Source organism: Actinomyces urogenitalis DSM 15434 (genome assembly GCF_000159035.1).
GTDB classification, from domain to species: Bacteria; Actinomycetota; Actinomycetes; order Actinomycetales; family Actinomycetaceae; genus Actinomyces; species Actinomyces urogenitalis.
On sequence record NZ_DS999574.1, the window covers coordinates 323,547 to 341,206 of the forward strand.

General features: G+C 69.2%; 13 protein-coding genes. 6 read left to right on the forward strand and 7 right to left on the reverse strand.

Annotated features, from left to right (window positions below; all coding sequences use genetic code 11):
• From HMPREF0058_RS01370 to HMPREF0058_RS01380, 3 genes are all read right to left on the reverse strand, one after another.
• Positions 1-2,723, reverse strand: a 2,723-nt coding sequence (locus HMPREF0058_RS01370; RefSeq protein WP_006547857.1) for a murein biosynthesis integral membrane protein MurJ, incomplete at its 3' end; no start/stop codon positions are given.
• An 8-nt stretch (positions 2,724-2,731) separates the two neighbouring features.
• Positions 2,732-5,224 carry a DUF6049 family protein gene (locus HMPREF0058_RS01375; protein WP_050765627.1) on the reverse strand — a complete coding sequence of 831 codons (2,493 nt, stop codon included), beginning with the start codon at positions 5,222-5,224 and terminating at the stop codon, positions 2,732-2,734.
• Between the two features lie 8 nt (positions 5,225-5,232).
• On the reverse strand, positions 5,233-5,742 hold the full coding sequence (locus tag HMPREF0058_RS01380) for an NUDIX hydrolase (protein WP_006547859.1): 510 nt from the start codon (positions 5,740-5,742) through the stop codon (positions 5,233-5,235).
• A gap of 102 nt (positions 5,743-5,844) precedes the next feature.
• Here HMPREF0058_RS01380 and HMPREF0058_RS01385 point away from each other — a divergent pair, with 102 nt between their 5' ends.
• The gene (locus tag HMPREF0058_RS01385; RefSeq protein ID WP_006547860.1) at positions 5,845-7,314 is read left to right on the forward strand and encodes a CCA tRNA nucleotidyltransferase; all 1,470 of its coding nucleotides are present in this window, start codon (positions 5,845-5,847) and stop codon (positions 7,312-7,314) included.
• 19 nt (positions 7,315-7,333) lie between these two features.
• Here the strand turns inward: HMPREF0058_RS01385 and HMPREF0058_RS01390 are convergent, their stop codons facing one another.
• Complete coding sequence (locus tag HMPREF0058_RS01390) at positions 7,334-8,206, reverse strand: ATP-binding protein (protein WP_006547861.1); 873 nt, start codon at positions 8,204-8,206, stop codon at positions 7,334-7,336.
• Positions 8,207-8,844: 638 nt separating this feature from the next.
• On the opposite strand from HMPREF0058_RS01390, the gene serC reads away from it, so the two are divergent.
• The 4 genes from serC to HMPREF0058_RS01410 all read left to right on the forward strand — a co-directional run bounded on the left by serC (position 8,845) and on the right by HMPREF0058_RS01410 (position 15,157).
• Positions 8,845-9,933 (forward strand): 3-phosphoserine/phosphohydroxythreonine transaminase, encoded by a 1,089-nt coding sequence (serC, locus tag HMPREF0058_RS01395; RefSeq protein WP_040319468.1) that lies wholly within the window; start codon positions 8,845-8,847, stop codon positions 9,931-9,933.
• 163 nt (positions 9,934-10,096) lie between these two features.
• A complete protein-coding gene (locus HMPREF0058_RS01400; RefSeq protein WP_006547863.1) occupies positions 10,097-11,281 on the forward strand; it encodes a phosphoglycerate dehydrogenase in 1,185 nt (394 codons plus the stop codon).
• Positions 11,282-11,519: 238 nt separating this feature from the next.
• Entirely contained in the window at positions 11,520-13,637 is a 2,118-nt protein-coding gene (locus tag HMPREF0058_RS01405; RefSeq protein WP_211205876.1) for a beta-galactosidase, read from the forward strand.
• 128 nt (positions 13,638-13,765) lie between these two features.
• A complete protein-coding gene (locus tag HMPREF0058_RS01410) occupies positions 13,766-15,157 on the forward strand; it encodes a glycoside hydrolase family 30 protein (RefSeq protein WP_006547865.1) in 1,392 nt (463 codons plus the stop codon).
• Between the two features lie 117 nt (positions 15,158-15,274).
• Here HMPREF0058_RS01410 and HMPREF0058_RS01415 read toward each other — a convergent pair whose 3' ends face one another.
• The 3 genes from HMPREF0058_RS01415 to HMPREF0058_RS01420 form a co-directional block, all read right to left on the reverse strand.
• Positions 15,275-15,916, reverse strand: a complete 642-nt coding sequence (locus tag HMPREF0058_RS01415; RefSeq protein ID WP_006547866.1) for a TetR/AcrR family transcriptional regulator — start codon at positions 15,914-15,916, stop codon at positions 15,275-15,277.
• An 86-nt stretch (positions 15,917-16,002) separates the two neighbouring features.
• Complete coding sequence (locus tag HMPREF0058_RS13325; protein WP_006547867.1) at positions 16,003-16,134, reverse strand: hypothetical protein; 132 nt, start codon at positions 16,132-16,134, stop codon at positions 16,003-16,005.
• A complete protein-coding gene (locus tag HMPREF0058_RS01420; RefSeq protein ID WP_211205877.1) occupies positions 16,135-16,917 on the reverse strand; it encodes an MFS transporter in 783 nt (260 codons plus the stop codon). It lies immediately after the preceding gene.
• Between the two features lie 191 nt (positions 16,918-17,108).
• Between HMPREF0058_RS01420 and HMPREF0058_RS01425 the strand changes: the two genes are divergently transcribed.
• The coding region (locus HMPREF0058_RS01425) for an MFS transporter (protein ID WP_006547869.1) at positions 17,109-17,660 on the forward strand (552 nt) is incomplete at its 3' end.

Consider the following 17,660-nt stretch of genomic DNA (forward strand, 5'->3'; position numbering starts at 1 on the left):
CGTCCAAGAAGACCCTGGGCCGCCACCGCCAGTCCCGCGGTCCCTGCCGCCGCCACCGGCGCCGACTCCTCGGGCTCGGGCGCCGCCTCCTCATGGGTGGCGACCTCCGGCCTGGGCAGGACCGAGGGGTCCCAGGAGCCCAGGAGGGCAGCGACCTGCGCGGCCGAGTCCGGCGGCTCGGGACCCCAGGTCTGGGTGACCAGGGCGTCGAGGTCAGCATCGGCGTCGGACATGGCATGAGCCAGCGTGGAGGGGGCGGCGGGCGCGCCACCGACCCTCGGTGCCGAGGGGATACCCGTGCGCTTGCCGGGCCAGCGTCCGGTGAGGCTGAAGTAGAGCAGCTCCACCAGCGACCGGGCGTCGGTGCGGTCCGCGGCGAGTGGGTCGTGCCGATTCGCCTCCAGGCCCAGGAGGGCCGCCTCGATGCCGACGCCGCACACCTGCACCGATCCGTCCGGACGGATGCGCACGGCGTCGGGGGAGAGGTTGAGATGGTGCAGGTCCCGGCGCGAGCAGGCGTCCAGCACCTGGGCGACCTCGCCGATGACGGCGCGGGCCTGGGACGGGCTCAGGCCGGAGGCCGCCAGCACGGACAGCGGCTGCCCCACGGTGGGCTCGGTGACGATGAAGGCAGGGTTGCCCTGCTCGACGTCGTACACGCGCTGCATCCGGCGGTCCTCCACCAGTACGGCGCGTGTGGCGGCCTCCAGGACCTCACGGCGGTGCGGCGTGATGTCGGTCAGGGACAGGACCGTGACGGGCCGGTCCAGGATCGTGTCCTTGCCACGGTGACGCAGGATGCGCGGAAGCGTGGCCGGCAGGGGAGACATGAGTCGGTAGCGGCCGGAGCCGATTGGCGTGCCGTCACCCATGGTGTCCCCTCCTGTGCGCAGTGACGCATACATGCCGATTCTATCGGCAGCGGCACCGGGCATCGGAACGCTGCTGACAGGTGGAACCACCACCGGCACCGAGGCGTGACCAGGCAGCTCCTGGCCGGCCGGAGCCGACGCAGGAAGCGCCAGGGCGCGCCCAGCGCCTCGCACCGCGCGGCCCAGCCCACCGGGCAGCCTCGCACCGAGCGCCAGCACGATCCGCGAGGCCGGGCGGAACAGGACGCCGAGCTCGCTCACGCGCAGCACCCGGGCGACGGCGAGGTAGACCAGGGTCATGGCCACGGCCGTGACGAGGATGATGACCAGGGCGTCCAGGGCTCGGGTGCCGGTCAGCGAGCCGTCGGCCGGGCCGGTCAGGCGCCGCACCAGCACGCCGACGACGACGGCCACGCCTGCCGAGGCGATGAGCCGGGCGTAGGTGGACAGGATGCGGCGGCCGTCCAGGTCAGGAAGGTGGCGCCGTAGCAGCGGGATGATGACGAGGCAGGCCGCGGCCAGGGAGATGGTGTTGCCGGCGGCCGCCAGCATCATCCAGTGGGTGGCGGGGGCCAGCAACCAGGCCAGCAGGCAGGAGGCGACGGCGATCCCACCCACCACGCAGTCAGCGGCCAGCAGGCGCTTGGTATCGGCGTAGGCGAGCATGACGCGCTGGGTGGTGAACCACGCGCCCTGGAAGATGATGCCCACGGCCAGGATGGCGAGGATCGGGGCCGAGGCGTCCGCGACCTCACGCGAGATCGAGGGGACGAAGAGCTGCAGCGCCGGGCCTGCCAGGGTCATGATCCCGGCGGCGAACAGGACGGTGAACACGGCCACCGAGCGCAGTCCCAGCGACAGGTCGTCGCGCACTCCCTCGGCGTCGCCCGCCACGGCCTTCTCGCTCATCCGCGTGAACAGCGCGGTGATGATCGAGGTGGTGATGAGGGACTGGGGGAGCATGTAGACCAGCAGCGCGTTGGCGTACATCGTGGTCGAGGGGACCACGACGCCCGCGTACTGGGCGGACTCGGCGGCGGTGACCGCGCGGGACCCGAGGTTGGTCACGGCCAGGTCCCCCAGCGAGACGATGGCTGTGCCCAGCAGCGCCCACAGGGCCACCTTGGACATCGAGCCCAGTCCCAGGCCCCTGACTCCCAGGATGAAGCGCGGGCGGAAGCCGCAGCGGCGCAATGGGATGTAGAGCACCAGCGCCTGGACAGCGATGCCGAGCGTGGAGCAGCCACCGATGAGGATGATGCGGCTGGCGTCCCAGATCCCCGGGTCCTGACCGGTCGAGTAGCCGCCGTACAGGTGCAGGTAGGCCAGGATCGAGGCGATGGAGATGATGTTGTTGAGCACCGGCGACCACATGTAGGGGCCGAAGCTGTGCCGGGCGTTGAGGACCTGTCCCCACAGGGCGTACAGGCCGTAGAAGAAGACCTGCGGCATGCACCAGAAAGCGAAGGCGAAGGCCAGGGGCTGCCAGCGTCCCAGGCCCGAGGCGTAGAGCATGATGACCAGCGGAGCGGCCACGGTCAGCACCGCAGAGACCGCCGCGATGAGGAGCCCGGCGGCCGTCAGGATTCGGTTGACCAGCTCCTCGCCGTTGCGCTGACGCATGGCGCGCACGATCTGCGGCACGAGGATGGCGTTGAGGACACCACCGATGATGAGGTTGTACAGCTGGGTGGGCAGCATGTTGGCGACGTTGAAGGCGTCAGCCGCCCCCGACGCCGTCGCCCCCAGGGCTGCAATGAGCAGCGCGTTGCGCACCAGACCGAGGATGCGCGAGGTCAGTGTGCCTGCCGCCATGACGATGCTGGAGCGTGCGATCGAGGACTGGCTCATGGTGCCTCCTAGCTGGCTTCAGACGGGGACGGACAGGTGCCGGCGGCCGGTGCCTTGAGGGCCTGGCCGTCAGCGCCGGAGCGGCGGCCGCGGCGCACGGTGCGCACGATGCCGGCCAGCAGCATGACCACGAGCACCGCCGCGACGGCGGTCGTGCCCAGGGACTCCCAGTCGGCCCTGACCCGTGTGTGCAGAGTGATGGCGGTGCCCACGGGCGTGCCGTCAGCCGCCAGCACGGTGATGTGGACGTCGACGTCGCCGCTGCCCACCGCCTTGATCGGGACCGTGGCGGAGGCCTGCCCGTGCGCCGGGACGGTGACGGTGACGTCCTTGCTCGCCTGGAGCCGGGTTGATCCGGGCTTGAGGTGGATGTGCACGGTGACGTCCTGGTCCAGGCTGGACTGGATGCGCAGCGGCAGGTCCGCGGAGGAGGAGATGACGTTGATGGTCGAGGAGGGGACCACCGTGATGCGCTCGGTCATGGCCGTGCCGGTCTGCCGCGCCTGGTCGATATAGGCCGACCGACCCTGAGGGTCCGCGCGCCAGGAGGTTGCGCTCGCCCAGGACTCGACCTCGGTGGACAGCCCCAGGACGCTGCTGGGAGAGCTCAGGACCGAGGCGAGGGAGGCGAGGTAGGAGGCGGTCTGCCGGCTAGCGTCGAGCTCGTCCTGGGTGAGCTCGGTGGCCGAGGTCTGCGTTGAGGGGAGTTCGGCCCGGGCGACCTGGTCCCTCTCCTGCTCCGCCTGGGCGGCAGCCACCAGCGCGTCCAGGCCCTGACCCGTGGTCCACGAGGGGTCGAGCAGGGCGCCCAGCCGCGCGGCCAGCTCACTCGGATCGGTCTGGGCCGCGGTCTGGCGGCTGACGGTGACCACGAGGTCACGGTGGCGGTTGGGCGCCTGACGCGTCAGGATCGCCGAGTTGGCCCGGATGAGTTGACGAGTGTCCAGCTCGTTGTCCGTGGTCACCGGCTGGTCAGTCTCATCAGCGGCCACGGACATCTCGCCGTCGATCGCGGCGGTCAGGTCCGCGTCAGGGACCAGGACGGTGCGTCCCTCGCTAATCGCCCATCCCGACGGCGTGTAGGTCAGGTCCTCGGAGACGGGCAGGTCCCCGGACTGGGCGACGACCGTGGTCACGGACTGCGGGAGCTGAGCGAGGGTCGTGGTGTCCAGGGCGCCGGTGGCCAGGACCGTCGTCGTCATGGCGCCGTCCCAGGTGCTGGTGGCCTGGAGCGAGCGGGTCAGGGCTGAGCTGATGGCCTCGCCCTGACCCAGGTGGGCCAGGGCGCTGAGGTCAGCGTCAGCCCAGGGCAGGGTGATGACCGAGCCTGAGTCCAGGGCGTGGTTGAGGGCGCGGCGCAGCTCAGCGAGCTGGGCCGCAGGCAGTGGGACCGTGGCAGGGCTCGGCTCCTGCGAGTCGGAGCTCGTCGTAGCGGCGGGGCTCGGGGCTGGTGAGCTGGCTTCGGGGCCTGCCTCGCCAGCCTCCGGGGATGACGGCGAGGCCGGGCTGGCCTGGGCGGTCCCGGTGGCGCTCGGCGTGGCCGAGGAGCCCTCCTGACCGGCTGAGACTCCCAGGGCCTCCATGAGCGCAGGGTCGACGGCGAGGACGACGCCGTCGCCTGCCAGGGAGAGCAGACCGGTCACCCGCGTCAGGAGCGCGCTGAGCTCGGCCTGGGTCGAGGTCGTCGTGACTGAGTCGGCGTCCTGCGCTGGCGCGGTCTGCTCGCCCGGCTCAGCGCTCGCGGCGGTGGAGGCCTGCGGCGAGGGGGCCGGTTCCGGCTCGGCTGCGTCGTCCTCGCCGGTGTCCGTGACGCTGGTGGCGCCGAGCAGTGACATCTCGGCCGGCGAGGCGACCACCGGCACGATTGCCGTCACGCGTGTGGCATCGACCTGTACGCCGGCGTCCCACAGGGCGATGGTGCGGTCCGTGGCGATCTCCTCGCCCTCCTGCTCCAGCGCGAGCTCGACTCCTCTGGGCCCCCACTGCTCGGTGGAGGCGAAGGGGAGCTCGGCCGCGGGGACGGTCAGGGTGAAGGCGCGCACGGCGCCGGGCGCGAGCTCGCCGTCGAGGTCGAGTGAGGCGACGGTGGACAGGTATCCGGTGCGCTCCCCGGCCAGCCAGGAGCTCAGCGCCGCGGTGGTGACCTCGGTGCTGCGCTGGACACGGGCCACCAGCTCAGCGCCGGACAGGGTGGAGTCGGTGCCGTTGGCGATCGTCCCGGTCAGGGTGAGGTCCTGGTCGCTGGCGAGGACCTCGGCGGACAGGGAGTCCACGGACATCGTCACCTGCCCCTGGACGACCTCGGCCGTGCGGGAGGTGGCGGAGGAGGAGGTCAGCGTCGCCGTCGTCGCCTGTGGCAGGGATGACGAGGGCGCCGTGCCAGCCGTGGCCACGGGTGCCAGGCCCAGGGCGAGAGCAGCACACACGCCCGCCACGATGGTGCGGGCGCGGGCGGCCAGGGAGGGCCGACGACGGGCCGGGTGCTGACGGCCGAGCCTCACCTGGGGCCTCACCCGTCTCCCACGAGGATCTCGCGGGCCGTGGCGACGATGCGGCGCTCGTTGGGGTAGGCCAGGCGGCGGGAGACCTCCTCCAGGTCCACCCAGGCCACGTCCTCCGCCTCGTGGTCAGGATCGTTCTCCGTGGTCAGGGTGCCGCCGGTGGCCTCCAGGAGGAAGTGGTGGACGACCTTGTGGACGCGGTGGTCGTCCCCTCCGAACCAGTAGTCGATCGTGGCCAGGTGACGCAGGACGCGCCCGTGGATGCCGGTCTCCTCGGCGATCTCGCGCACGGCCGCCTGCTCCGGAGTCTCAGTGCCCTCCAGGTGGCCCTTGGGCAGGCACCACTCCAGGCGCCCACCGCGGTTACGACGGGCGATGACGGCGGTGACTGCGCGCCCGTCCTGGACATCGATGACCAGGCCGCCGGCGCTCGTCTCATCGACGACGGGCAGGCTGCGCGCACTCGCCCGACGCGGCTGAGAGCCCGCGCGGGGTCGGCGAGTGCGGTGGCTAGGCATAGGGACACTCTAGGCGGTCTTGGAGCGACCCTTGGCCCAGGTCCGAGGTGGCGTGCCTGGCACAGAGGCGTCACGGAGGAAAAAGATGGCACTCTAGGGCTGATGACCACGACGAACGCGACCTCCGCTTCCTCCACCCCGCAGGGCCTGTCCGAGACCGCCCTGGACGCCTTGGCGCAGCTGCCGCCCTCGTTGGCAGCCCTGGGACACCTGTTCGTGCGGGCCGGCCACGAGCTGGCGCTGGTAGGAGGACCGGTGCGTGACGCCTTCCTCGGCGTGGTGCCGCACGACCTGGACTGCACCACCTCCGCCCGACCGGATGAGACCGAGGCGATCCTCACCCAGTGGGGGGACGCCTGCTGGGACATTGGCAAGGAGTTCGGCACCATCGGGGCACGCAAGGGAGACGTCGTCGTCGAGGTGACGACCTACCGCACCGAGGAGTACGAGGTCGGCTCGCGCAAGCCCGTCGTCGCTTACGGGGAGACCTTGGAAGGTGACCTCACCCGCCGTGACTTCACCGTCAACGCCATGGCGCTGCGCCTGCCGGACCTGGAGCTGGTTGACCCCTGTGGTGGGCGCGCTGACCTGGAGGCCGGGGTGCTGCGCACTCCCGTCACGGCCGTGCAGTCCTTCGACGACGACCCGCTGCGCATCATGCGGGCGGCGCGCTTTGCCGCCCAGCTCGGCTTCGACGTCGAGATGGACGTCCTGGAGGCCATGAGTGAGATGGCCGGGCGCCTGGAGATCGTCTCGGCTGAGCGGGTGCGTGCTGAGCTGGAGCGGTTGCTGACCTCCCGCTGGCCGCGGCGCGGGCTGGAGCTCATGGTCCACTCCGGGGTGGCAGACGTGGTCCTGCCAGAGCTGTCCGCCCTGCAGGAGACTGTGGATGAGAAGGGGCGGCACAAGGACGTCTATGAGCACACCCTCACGGTGCTCGACCAGGCGATCGCGCTGGAGACCGGGCCGCAGGGTCCGGTGCCGGCCCCCGACCTCGTGCTGCGGCTGGCCGCCCTGCTCCATGACATCGGCAAGCCGGCGACCCGCCGTTTCGAGGGCGGCGGTGTGGTCACCTTCCACGCCCACGACCTCGTGGGGGCGCGGATGGCCAAGAAGCGGCTGACGGCGCTGCGTTTTGACAAGCAGACGATCAAGGACGTGGCGCGGCTGGTGGAGCTGCACCTGCGTTTCCACGGCTACGCGGACGCGCGCTGGTCTGACTCGGCCGTGCGTCGCTACGTCACGGACGCCGGGCCGCTGCTGGAGCGGCTGCACCGCCTGACCCGCGCGGACGTGACGACGGGCAACAAGCGTAAGGCGCAGATGCTCTCCGCGGCCTACGACGACCTAGAGGAGCGCATCGCTGAGCTGGCCAAGCAGGAGGAGCTCGCCGCGATCCGCCCGGACCTGGATGGTCAGCAGATCATGGCTGAGCTGAGGATCGAGCCCGGCCCGGTGGTGGGGCAGGCCTACCGCTTCCTCATGGACCTGCGGATGGAAAAGGGCCCGATGGGTGAGGACCTGGCGCGCCAGGCCCTGCACTCGTGGTGGGCCGCGCGCGGGGAGAAGTAGGCCGGCGCGAGGGGGTCCTCTAGGGGCCGAGCAGCGAGGCCGGGACGACGGCGATGCTGTCCGTGTCCCGATAGGCGTCCCGGCCGGTTGTGATGACGACGGCGTCAGCGAGCCTGTCTCCCAGACGCTCACGTAGCCACAGCAGGTGACGGGTGTCCCCGGGGCGCGGTGCGGCAGCAGTCTTGACCTCGATGGCGACGACCCGTCCGTCAGGGCCCTCGACGATGAGGTCGATCTCCTGGCGGCCTCCTTTGGTACGCAGGTGCCGGACGTCGGCCTGGCACAGGTCGGCGTAGACCTGCACGCTCTGGGTGACGAGCGACTCGAAGAGGAAGCCGAGCATACGGGTTCGACGTGGCTGGCCTATGGGGGTGCGGACAATGGGATGACCGACGCCGAGGAGGTGGGCCGTGCCGATGCCCAGGAGCCGGGCGGCCAGGGCCGGGTCGCACATCTGGTGCTTGTCTGCTGCCGTGGCGCGTGCAAGCTCGTTCTCCGTCGGCATCCAACCCGGTACGGGGTCGATCATCCACATGGACGCCATGGTGTCCCTGTAGGTGCGTGCTGTGGTCGCAGCAGGCTGGATCCCCTGGCGGGCTGTCAGGGAGCGGTTGATGGAGTCGAGCGTGGTGCAGGTGGAGACCGAGGCGGCGTAGGCGCGCATCCAGTCCTTGAGAGAGCGGGTGCGGCGCTGGGATCCGTCAGACAGGTCGTGTCGGACGATGAGGTCGATGTAGGAGTCCAGCTGCGCCTGGCGTGCGACCAGGGGGAGGTCACGGGTACCCGCAAGACGCAGTCCTCCCCACCTGCGTGGAGTTGGGAAGTGGATCGTGCTCCCCTCCGTCTGACCTGCTTGATGGCGGGGGTGGAGGGGCAGGCACCTCAGCCCCAAGGGCGGCCAGGCGGAGCGCCCCGCGCATGGGGGTAGGGGGTGAGGCGCGCTTGTGCCTTGTCGCTTAAGGCCTGCAACCGTCGGTACCCATCTGGCCGGTTCCGCAGATTTCTCGCTTTAGGTGCTTAACAGTCGATCTCCACGGTTGCCACAACCGAACTGACTGTTATCGGCCTAAAGCGACGGTCTGGGTCGACCCGGAACCTCGAAGTCGACTGTTGCCGGCCTAAAACGAGGCCTCCGGCCAGCCTGCCTTCCCTCAGGAGACTGGCCGACCCCACGTGCGTGGGGGTTGAGGCTTCAGTGAGCCGGGTCCGAGGTTCTGGGAGATGTCGTCCCCACGTGCGTGGGAGGGGGCAATGACCTTGGTGTGGGACCAGATCCGCAGCTCGTCCCCGTGCCCACGGGGGTTGTAGCTATGTAGCCGGCAGTTACGACGTATGAGATCGGCGCGGCCCGTGCAAGCGGGCGATTCCTCGGTTTTCAGAGTTCTCGGGATTCACGCGCGTGGCCCATCTGGTTGATGGCGCGTGCCTGTCACTGCCGCGGTCCGCCGGGCAAGAAGCCGTCTTCTCGCCCGGCGGACCGTGCCGTGAGACCGCTTTGCCCATCGGCTGAGATCTGAGCGAAGATGGAGTATGCGCGTGCATAACTTCTCAGCAGGACCCGCCCAGCTTCCCCTCCCCGTTCTTGAGCAGGCTTCCGCCGAGCTCACCAACTGGCGAGGTTCTGGAATGAGCGTCCTCGAGGTCTCTCACCGTGGCAAGGACTTCACCGAGTGCGCCGCGGACGCCGAGGCCACGATCCGCCGCCTGGCCGGCGTCTCGGACGACTACGCCGTGCTCTTCCTTGCCGGCGGTGCCACCGGCCAGTTCTCCGCCATCCCCGGCAACCTCACCCAGCGTGGGGACACGATCGCCTATCTCAACACGGGTCAGTGGTCGAAGAAGGCCATCAAGGAGGCCACCCGTCAGGGCCTGGAGGTCAAGGTCGTGGCCGACGAGGCCGACTCCTCCTACACCACCACCCCTGCCCCCGGCTCCTTCACCGTTCCCGCCGAGGCGAAGTACCTCGGCTACTGCGCCAACGAGACCATCGGCGGCGTCGCCATGCCCTACGTGCCCACCGAGGAGGCCGCAGGCGTGCCGATCGTGGCCGACGTGTCCTCCATGTACCTCTCGCGCCCCATCGACGTCACCAAGTTCGGCGTCATCTTCGGCGGCGCCCAGAAGAACCTCGGCCCGGCCGGCATGGACATCTCCATCATCCGCCGCGACCTCATGGGTCACGCCCGCTCGGACGTCCCAGCCATTTGGGACTGGCAGGTCATGGCGGACAACGACTCCATGCTCAACACCCCGCCCACCTTCTCCATCTACCTGCTCGGCCTCATCCTGCACTGGATCGAGGACGAGGGCGGTCTGGAGGCGATGGCGCAACGCAATGACGCCAAGGCCGCCCGCCTGTACGAGGCCATCGACTCCTCCAGCTTCTACAACAACCCGGTGGAGCCCGGCTCGCGCTCGGCGATGAACGTCCCCTTCACGCTGGCCGACTCCTCCCTCGACGCCGACTTCCTTGCCGGCGCCAGCGCTGCCGGGCTGGTCAACCTCAAGGGCCACCGCAGCGTCGGCGGCATGCGCGCCTCGATCTACAACGCCATGACGGATGAGGGCGTGAGCGCCCTCATCGACTACATGGCTGAGTTCGAGCGCACCCGCGGTTGAGCGTGAGGTGGGTCGACGGCGGAGCCTGGCTGCGCCGTCGGCCCACGACAGCCCGTGGCTGCCTGAGCACGGGAACCGGGAGACGGTTTCCTGTGTGTTTCCTACGTGACCATTCCCGACTGATTCACTACGCCTGCAAGCCGCCAGCACCGGAAGGACCATCATGACCAAGCTGCGCGTCAAGACCCTCAATGCCATTTCCGCCAGCGGACTGACCCGTTTCCCCGCTGAGAGCTACGAGGTTGGTGAGGGCGTGGAGTCTCCCGACGCCCTGCTCGTGCGGTCCGCCAAGCTGCATGACACCCCGATCCCGGAGTCCGTCCGGGCTATCGCCCGTGCCGGCGCCGGGACGAACAACATCCCTGTTGCCGAGATGACCAAGCGAGGTGTTCCGGTCTTCAACACCCCGGGCGCCAACGCCAACGCGGTCAAGGAGCTGGTCCTGGCCGGTCTGTTCATCACCTCGCGCAACCTCATTCCCGCCGCCCGCTTTGCCCATGAGCTGACGGGAACCGACGCCGAGATCGCCAAGGCGGTCGAGGCAGGCAAGAAGCAGTTCGTCGGTTTTGAGCTGCCCGGCAAGACCCTCGGCGTCATCGGCCTGGGGGCCATTGGCGTGCGTGTGGCCAACGCGGCGCTCGGGCTCGGCCTGAAGGTGGTGGGCTATGACCCGGCGATCTCCGTGGACCACGCCTGGAACCTGTCGGCTGAGGTTGAGCGTGCGGAGTCGATGGAGGAGGTCTTCAAGCGGGCTGACATCCTCACGGTCCACGTCCCTCTTATCGAGGCCACGCGCGGCCTCGTGTCCACCCAGCGTCTGGCTCTGATGAAGCACTCGGCCGTCATCCTCAACTTCGCCCGGCCTGAGATCGTGGACGAGGCGGCGATCGTCTCCGCCCTCGACCAGGACTACCTGGCCGGTTACGTCTGCGACTTCCCGTCGACGGCGGTTCACAAGCACCCCAAGTGCATCTCGCTGCCTCACCTGGGTGCTTCCACCAAGGAGGCCGAGCGCAACTGCGCCGTCATGGCGGTCGACGAGCTGCGGGGCTTCCTGGAGGACGGCCAGATCCACAACTCGGTCAACTTCCCTGAGGCGGTCATGGCGCGCGAGCCGGGCACCTTCCGCCTGCTCATCGTCAACAAGAACGTGCCGAACATGGTCGGTCAGGTCTCGACGATCGTCGCCCAGCGTGGTCACAACATCGCCAACCTCCTCAACCGCTCGCGCGGTGAGCTGGCGGTGACCCTTGTTGACGTCGACGGCGAGGCGGATGCTCAGCTGGCGGAGGAGGTCCGCGGGATCGACGGCGTCCAGAGCGTGAGCCTGATCCCGGCGCGGGCCTGAGAGGGCGTGTGAGTCCGGGCCTGGTGCGGCTCCGACTCGGTCTGGGTGTGATCAGCGCGTCCTGGTGGCGCGGGTGATATCTGAGGGCGTGTCCTGAGGCGTTGAGGGACACGCCCTCAGTGTCTGAGCACGCTGCAGCATGACGAATGCCCGCCGCCAGGACTTCACAGAGGCCTCCTCGACCCTCTACTATCTAGTAACTACTAGATAAGCGGCGAGGGCGCCGCAGGAGGTCACCATGACAAGCCCGATGACGAGCTCCGCGAACCGTCTCCTGTTCGGCGCGGCCTACTACGACGAGTACACCCCTGCCTCGGCAGGCGAGGACCGCCTCGAGCGCGACATGAAGATGATGGTCGAGGCCGGCTTCACCACCATCCGCATCGCCGAGTTCACCTGGGGCACCTGGAACCCCGCCCCCAGCGTCTTCGACTTCACCCACGTCGACCGTGCGATCGATGCCGCGGCCGCCCACGGCCTGGACGTCATCATCGGCACCCCCACCGCCGCGGTACCCACCTGGCTCGCCGCCCGTCACCCCGAGGTCATGGGCGTCAACGCCCATGGGACCGCGAACAAGTACGGCCCGCGCCAGAACATGGACATCACCGCCCCGGCCTACCGCTACTACGGCGAGCAGGCCATCCGCGCGCTCGTGGCCCACACCGCCCCGCGGGACAACGTCGTCGGCTTCCAGCTGGACAACGAGACCAAGTACTACGACGCCTACAACGCGGACATCCAACGTGCCTTCGTCGACTGGCTCAAGGAGCGCTTTAACGGGGACCTTGACGCCCTCAATGCCGCCTACGGCCTGAACTACTGGGCCAACCGGATCAACGCCTGGGAGGAGTTCCCGGACCTCACCCAGACGATCAACGGCTCGCTGGCCGCCGCCTTCGACTTCTTCCGCCGCTCGCTGGTCACCGACTTCCTCCTGTGGCAGCGCGCTATCGTGGACGAGTACCGCCGCGAGGACCAGTTCGTCACCCAGAACTTCGACTACGAGTGGCGCGGCTACTCCTTCGGGATCCAGCCCGCCGTCGACCACTTCAAGGCGGCCGAGGCCGTCACCCTGGCCGGGGTGGACATCTACCACCCCACTGAGGACCAGCTCACCGGCAAGGAGATCGCCTTTGGTGGGGACATCAACCGCTCCCTCAAGGACGGCGCCCCCTACCTGGTCCTGGAGACCGAGGCCCAGGGGCAGATGGGCTGGCTGCCCTACCCCGGCCAGCTGCGCCTGCAGGCCTACTCCCACCTGGCCTCTGGTGCCATGGGAGTCATGTACTGGCACTGGGGCTCGATCCACAACTCCTTCGAGACCTACTGGAAGGGCCTGGTCTCCCAGGACTACTCCGCCAACCCCACCTACCTGGAGGCCGCTCGCTTCGGCGCGGAGATCAAGGAGCACGCCGCGTCGCTGGCGGGCCTGGCCAAGCGCAACAAGATCGCCGTCATGGTCTCCAACGAGGCCTACACGGCCCTGGAGTGGTTCTCCATCGACTCCGGGTTCCCGCGCCAGGTCAGCGGGGGCGGCGCCAACTACAACGACGTCTTCCGCCTGGTCTACGACGCCCTGTTCGAGGCCAACCTCGAGGCTGACATCGTGCCCGCCGACGCCCCGGCCGAGCGCCTGGCCCGCTATGACGTCCTGCTCGCCCCGGCCCTGTACGTCACGCCCGAGCAGACCATCGCCAACCTGCGCGCCTTCGTCTCCGGCGGCGGCCACCTGGTGACCACCTTCCGCACCGCTGTGGCCGACGAGAACGTCCAGGTCTTCACCGACCGCCAGCCTCACGGACTGTCCGACCTGCTCGGTCTGGGCACCGATCAGTTCACCCGGCCCGACGGCGTCCAGCTGGCTCCCACCGGAGCGCTTGCCGCCACCCTGCCTGAGGGGGCCGACCTGGGGCTCGCCCACTTCATGGAGCTGCTGACCCCCGTCGAGGGCGCCGACGACGTCGAGGTCCTGGCCAGCTACGACCACCACGCCTGGTCCGGCCCCGCCATCGCCACCCGCGCCGTCGGCTCCGGCTCGATCACGCACCTGGCCGCCTGGGCCAGCCCCGAGGTGGTGCGCGCCGTCGTCACGCTCGTGGCCGAGCGCGCGGGCGTCACCGACTGGGCCGGCCAGCTCGCCGGCCAGGTCACGGTGCGCAAGGGCGTCAACGGCGCCGGCCGCCCGCTGGCCTACCTCCTGCGCTACAGCCACGAGCCCGTCACCCTCACCCTCCCGGTGGGCGGCACCGACGTGCTGGGCACCCTCGGTGAGGTCGGCGCCGTCCTGCCGGCGGGTGCCACCGTCACCCTGCCCGGCTGGGGCGTGCTCGCCCTGGAGGGCCAGCAGGCCTGAGCCTCAGGTCGCCGTCGTCACGCACGACGGCGACCGCTCGCCTGCCGCTGCGCAGGCACCTCAACCACGTCCGGGCCAGGCCAGCCCGCACCACTGCAAGGACGCATGAAACACAGAAGGAGACTTCCATGACAACACAGCCCACCTGGGTCGTCACCACCGAGCACGAGTCCTGGGCCACGCCCGCCACGGGTGTGGAGATCACCCCGATGGACGAGTTCCCCGGCGCCCTCATCCAGACTGACAAGCCCGCGCAGGAGATCGAGGGCTTCGGCGTGTGCTTCAACGAGCTGGGCTGGACCTCGCTGGCCCGCCTCACGGAGGACGAGCGAGCCGAGATCCTCACCGAGATCTTCTCGCCCGAGGGCGGCAACGCCTCGGTGTGCCGCATGCCCGTGGGCGCCAACGACTTCTCGATCGACTGGTACTCCTACGACGAGGCCCCCGGCGACTTTGAGCTGAAGGACTTCTCCATCGAGCACGACGAGGCCACGCTCGTTCCCTTCATCAAGGCCGCCCAGGCCGTGCGAGGTGACCTGCGCCTGTGGGCATCGCCGTGGTGCCCGCCGACCTGGATGAAGACCAACGGCCACTACGCCTGCGGCGTGCCCAGCCCGATGGCCCAGCAGACCCGCTACGACAACGGGCTGACCCCGGACCGCACCATCCCCGAGGGCACCGACGGCTTCATCCTCGACGAGGAGCACCTGGACGCCTACGCCCGCTACTTCGGCAAGTTCATCGACGCCTACGCCGAGCACGGCATCGACATCTCCATGGTCATGCCGCAGAACGAGTTCAACTCTGACCAGGTCTTCCCCTCGTGCACCTGGACCCCGGCGGGCCTGGCCCGCTTCCTGCGCCACCTCGTGCCCGAGATGAGCAAGCGCGACGTCGAGGTCTTCTTCGGCACGATGGAGCGTCCCAACGAGCGCCTGGTGGAAGAGGTCCTGGCGGATCCCGAGATCGGGGACAAGATCCGCGGCATCGGCTTCCAGTGGGCCGGCAAGGGGGCAGTGCCCTACATCCACCACGCCCACCCCGAGCTCAAGATCTACCAGAGTGAGCAGGAGTGCGGTGACGGCAAGAACGACTGGCGCTACGCCCGTTATGCCTGGACGATGATGCGCCACTACTTCAACCATGGCGCCAACGTCTACGACTACTGGAACCTGTCCCTGGACGAGGGTGGTGTCTCGCGCTGGGGCTGGAGCCAGAACTCCTTCGTCACGGTGGACCACGCAGACGCCACCTACACCTTCAACTACGAGTACTACATCTGGAAGCACCTGGCGCACTTCGTCCAGCGCGGTGCCCGCTTCCTGCCGACCCTGTCCTACACCGGCTACGAGAACGTGCTCTCCTTCGCCAACCCGGACGGCTCGATCGTCATCGCGGCCCAGAACGACATGACCAGCGAGCTGCCGATCGTCTTCGGTGCGGGCGGCAAGCTCATCAAGGCCACGCTGCCGGCTGACTCGATCTCTACGATCCACGTGCCGGCTGAGCTGCTGGCCTGACCGGGTCTGCCGCCCTGGTCCGGGCTGCATGCCCGAGCCTGGACCTGGCCTGTCCAGCAAGTAACGCAGGCGGGCCGGACGGTGACCTCACCGTCCGGCCCGCCTGCGTCGTCGTCCTCAGCGGTAACCGTCCCAGGTAGGGGAGGGGAAAAGCACCGGCTCCCAGCGCGCCCACTCCTGGCTCAGCGAGACCGCGGGCCTGCGGAAGGAGCGGATCTGGGACCCGTCCATGGCCTCGATCGCCATCTCCACCAGCGGGCGCATGCTCGGCCAGCCCCCCTCCTTGCGGACCTGCGGCGGAAGGCGCCAGGTGAACTGGGAGTAGAACTCCCAGACCTGCTCAGGGCGGTTGATGAAGTAGTGGTAGGCCGGGTGCTCCGGGTCGGTCGCCTCCACGCCCAGCGTCATGTACAGGCCCATGAGCTGGGGGCGGGCCTCGTTGAAGGCCACGAGGTAGCGGAAGTAGGCCGGCAGGCTGATGCCCTCGGGGTGGGTGGCGGCCGGGTCCCCGGAGTCGATGAAGTCCTGCGGCGTGCCCTGGCGGTCGTAGCGCTGGTCCAGGAGTAGCTCCAGCAGCCCGTTCTTGGTGCCGATGTAGTGCAGCAGCCCGGCCTGGGTGATGCCGACGGCGTCGGCCACTTCCTGCAAGGCCAGTCCGCTAAAGCCGTGGCGGGCCACGAGGTCGGTGGCGACGTCGACGATCTGTTCGCGTCGCTGCTCGGCGGTGAGTCGGACGCGCTTGGTGCGGCTGGTGGTCATGGTGGCTTTCTGGGTCGGCAGGAGCGGGGAGACGACGACGGCGGCCCCGCCAGAGCGGAGCCGCCGTGTCCAGGATCTGGCGCGGGTCAGCGCACGGACTTGATCAGGAGGATCGAGACGCAGCCCGCCAGCGCGAAGGCGATCGAGATCGGGAAGACTAGTGCGTAGCTTCCGCCCTGCGCCGATACTACCGAGGCGGTGATGAGCGGACCGCACATCTAGCCGAGCGTGGTGGACATGTTGAGGATGCCCAGGTCCTTGCCGGCCTCCTCGGGGTTGGGCAGGACGTCGACGTTGAGGGCCTGGTCGACCGCGCCGTAGACGGCGTAGCCGAAGCCGGCGATGAGGGCGAACATGTACATACCCGTGGTGGTGGGGGTCAGCCAGGGCATGGCCACACCGACGGCGAAGCAGGCCGAGGCGAAGACAACCGGCACCTTGCGGCGGCGCAGCAGGTCGGAGATCGGTCCGGAGATGAACCCGCCGACCAGGCCGGCGACCATGATGATGGAGTTGGTCAGTGCGACGGTCGCGGCCACCTGCCCGGCGGACAGGGCCTGGCCGGAGTCCTTGAGGTGGTCCTGGATGATGTAGAGCTGGTAGGCGTTGATCATCTGGTAGGACAGCAGCATCGTGAAGCGGCCGATGAAGGCCTTCCAGAAGTCCGCGGCGCCGTGGATCGGCGGGACGAAGGACATCAGGACGTCCTTGAAGGAGGAGGCCGGAGCCTCAAGGTCCTTGGCCGAGCCCTCGCGAGGCCACGGCAGGACGGCCGCGATACCGGAGACACCCATGAAGATGCCGCCGAGCAGACCGCCGCCCACGACCCACGGGGTGCGCCGACCCAGGCGCGAGCGGGTGCGGTCGGAGAAGTTGCCGAAGACGAGGTTGGACACCAGGGAGACGACGGCGGTGACCGTACTGATCGAGGCGAGCAGTGCATTGGGGTCCGCCGCGCCCAGGTCCTTGAGCCGCTGGGGCAGCAGCACGGTGGCGACCATGCTCAGGCCCAGCGCCCACAGCACCGAGATGGACAGGAACCCGGCGGCGAAGCGTAGGAAGGTTCCTCGCGCCAGGGACGGAGTGGTCTCGGGCGCAGCCTGGGTGGGCGCGTTCGTGACCGCGGTGGTCGTGGCGTCACGTCGGCTCGCGGTGCCGGTGCCGGGCGTGGGGGACGTGGGAGGCTGTTCCTATGCGCCTGACCGAGGACCTCAAGGACCTTGCCTCCGTCCGAGCCTTTCGGCTACTGCTCGTCGTCAGGCTCGTGTCCCAGAGTGGTGACGGGATGGTGCAGGCGGGACTGGCGACGCTCTTCTTCTTCCAGCCCCAGAACATGACCACCGCCAGTGGGGTCGCCTGGGCGCTGGTGGTCATGCTGCTGCCTTTCAGCGTCGTCGGACCGCTGACGGGTCCCTTCATCGACCGCTGGCGGCGCCGCAACACCCTCGTGGTCGGCAACCTGCTGCGCGCCGGCCTCATCGCAGCCACGGCCCTGGTCCTGCGCCAGTGGGGGATCGGGGTGGCTGTCTACGTCCTGGTCCTCGTGGCGCTCGGGATCAACCGCTTCCTGCTGTCGGTGCTCTCAGCCGGTCTGCCTCAGGTCATTGACCACAAGCGTCTGCTCGTGGCCAACTCCCTCGTGCCCACCCTGGGAGGCGCGGCGACGGCGGTCGGGGCCGTGATCGGCGTCGTCCTGCGCCTGGTGCTGCCAGCCGGAGCCGTGCAGGACAGCGCGAGCCTGGCC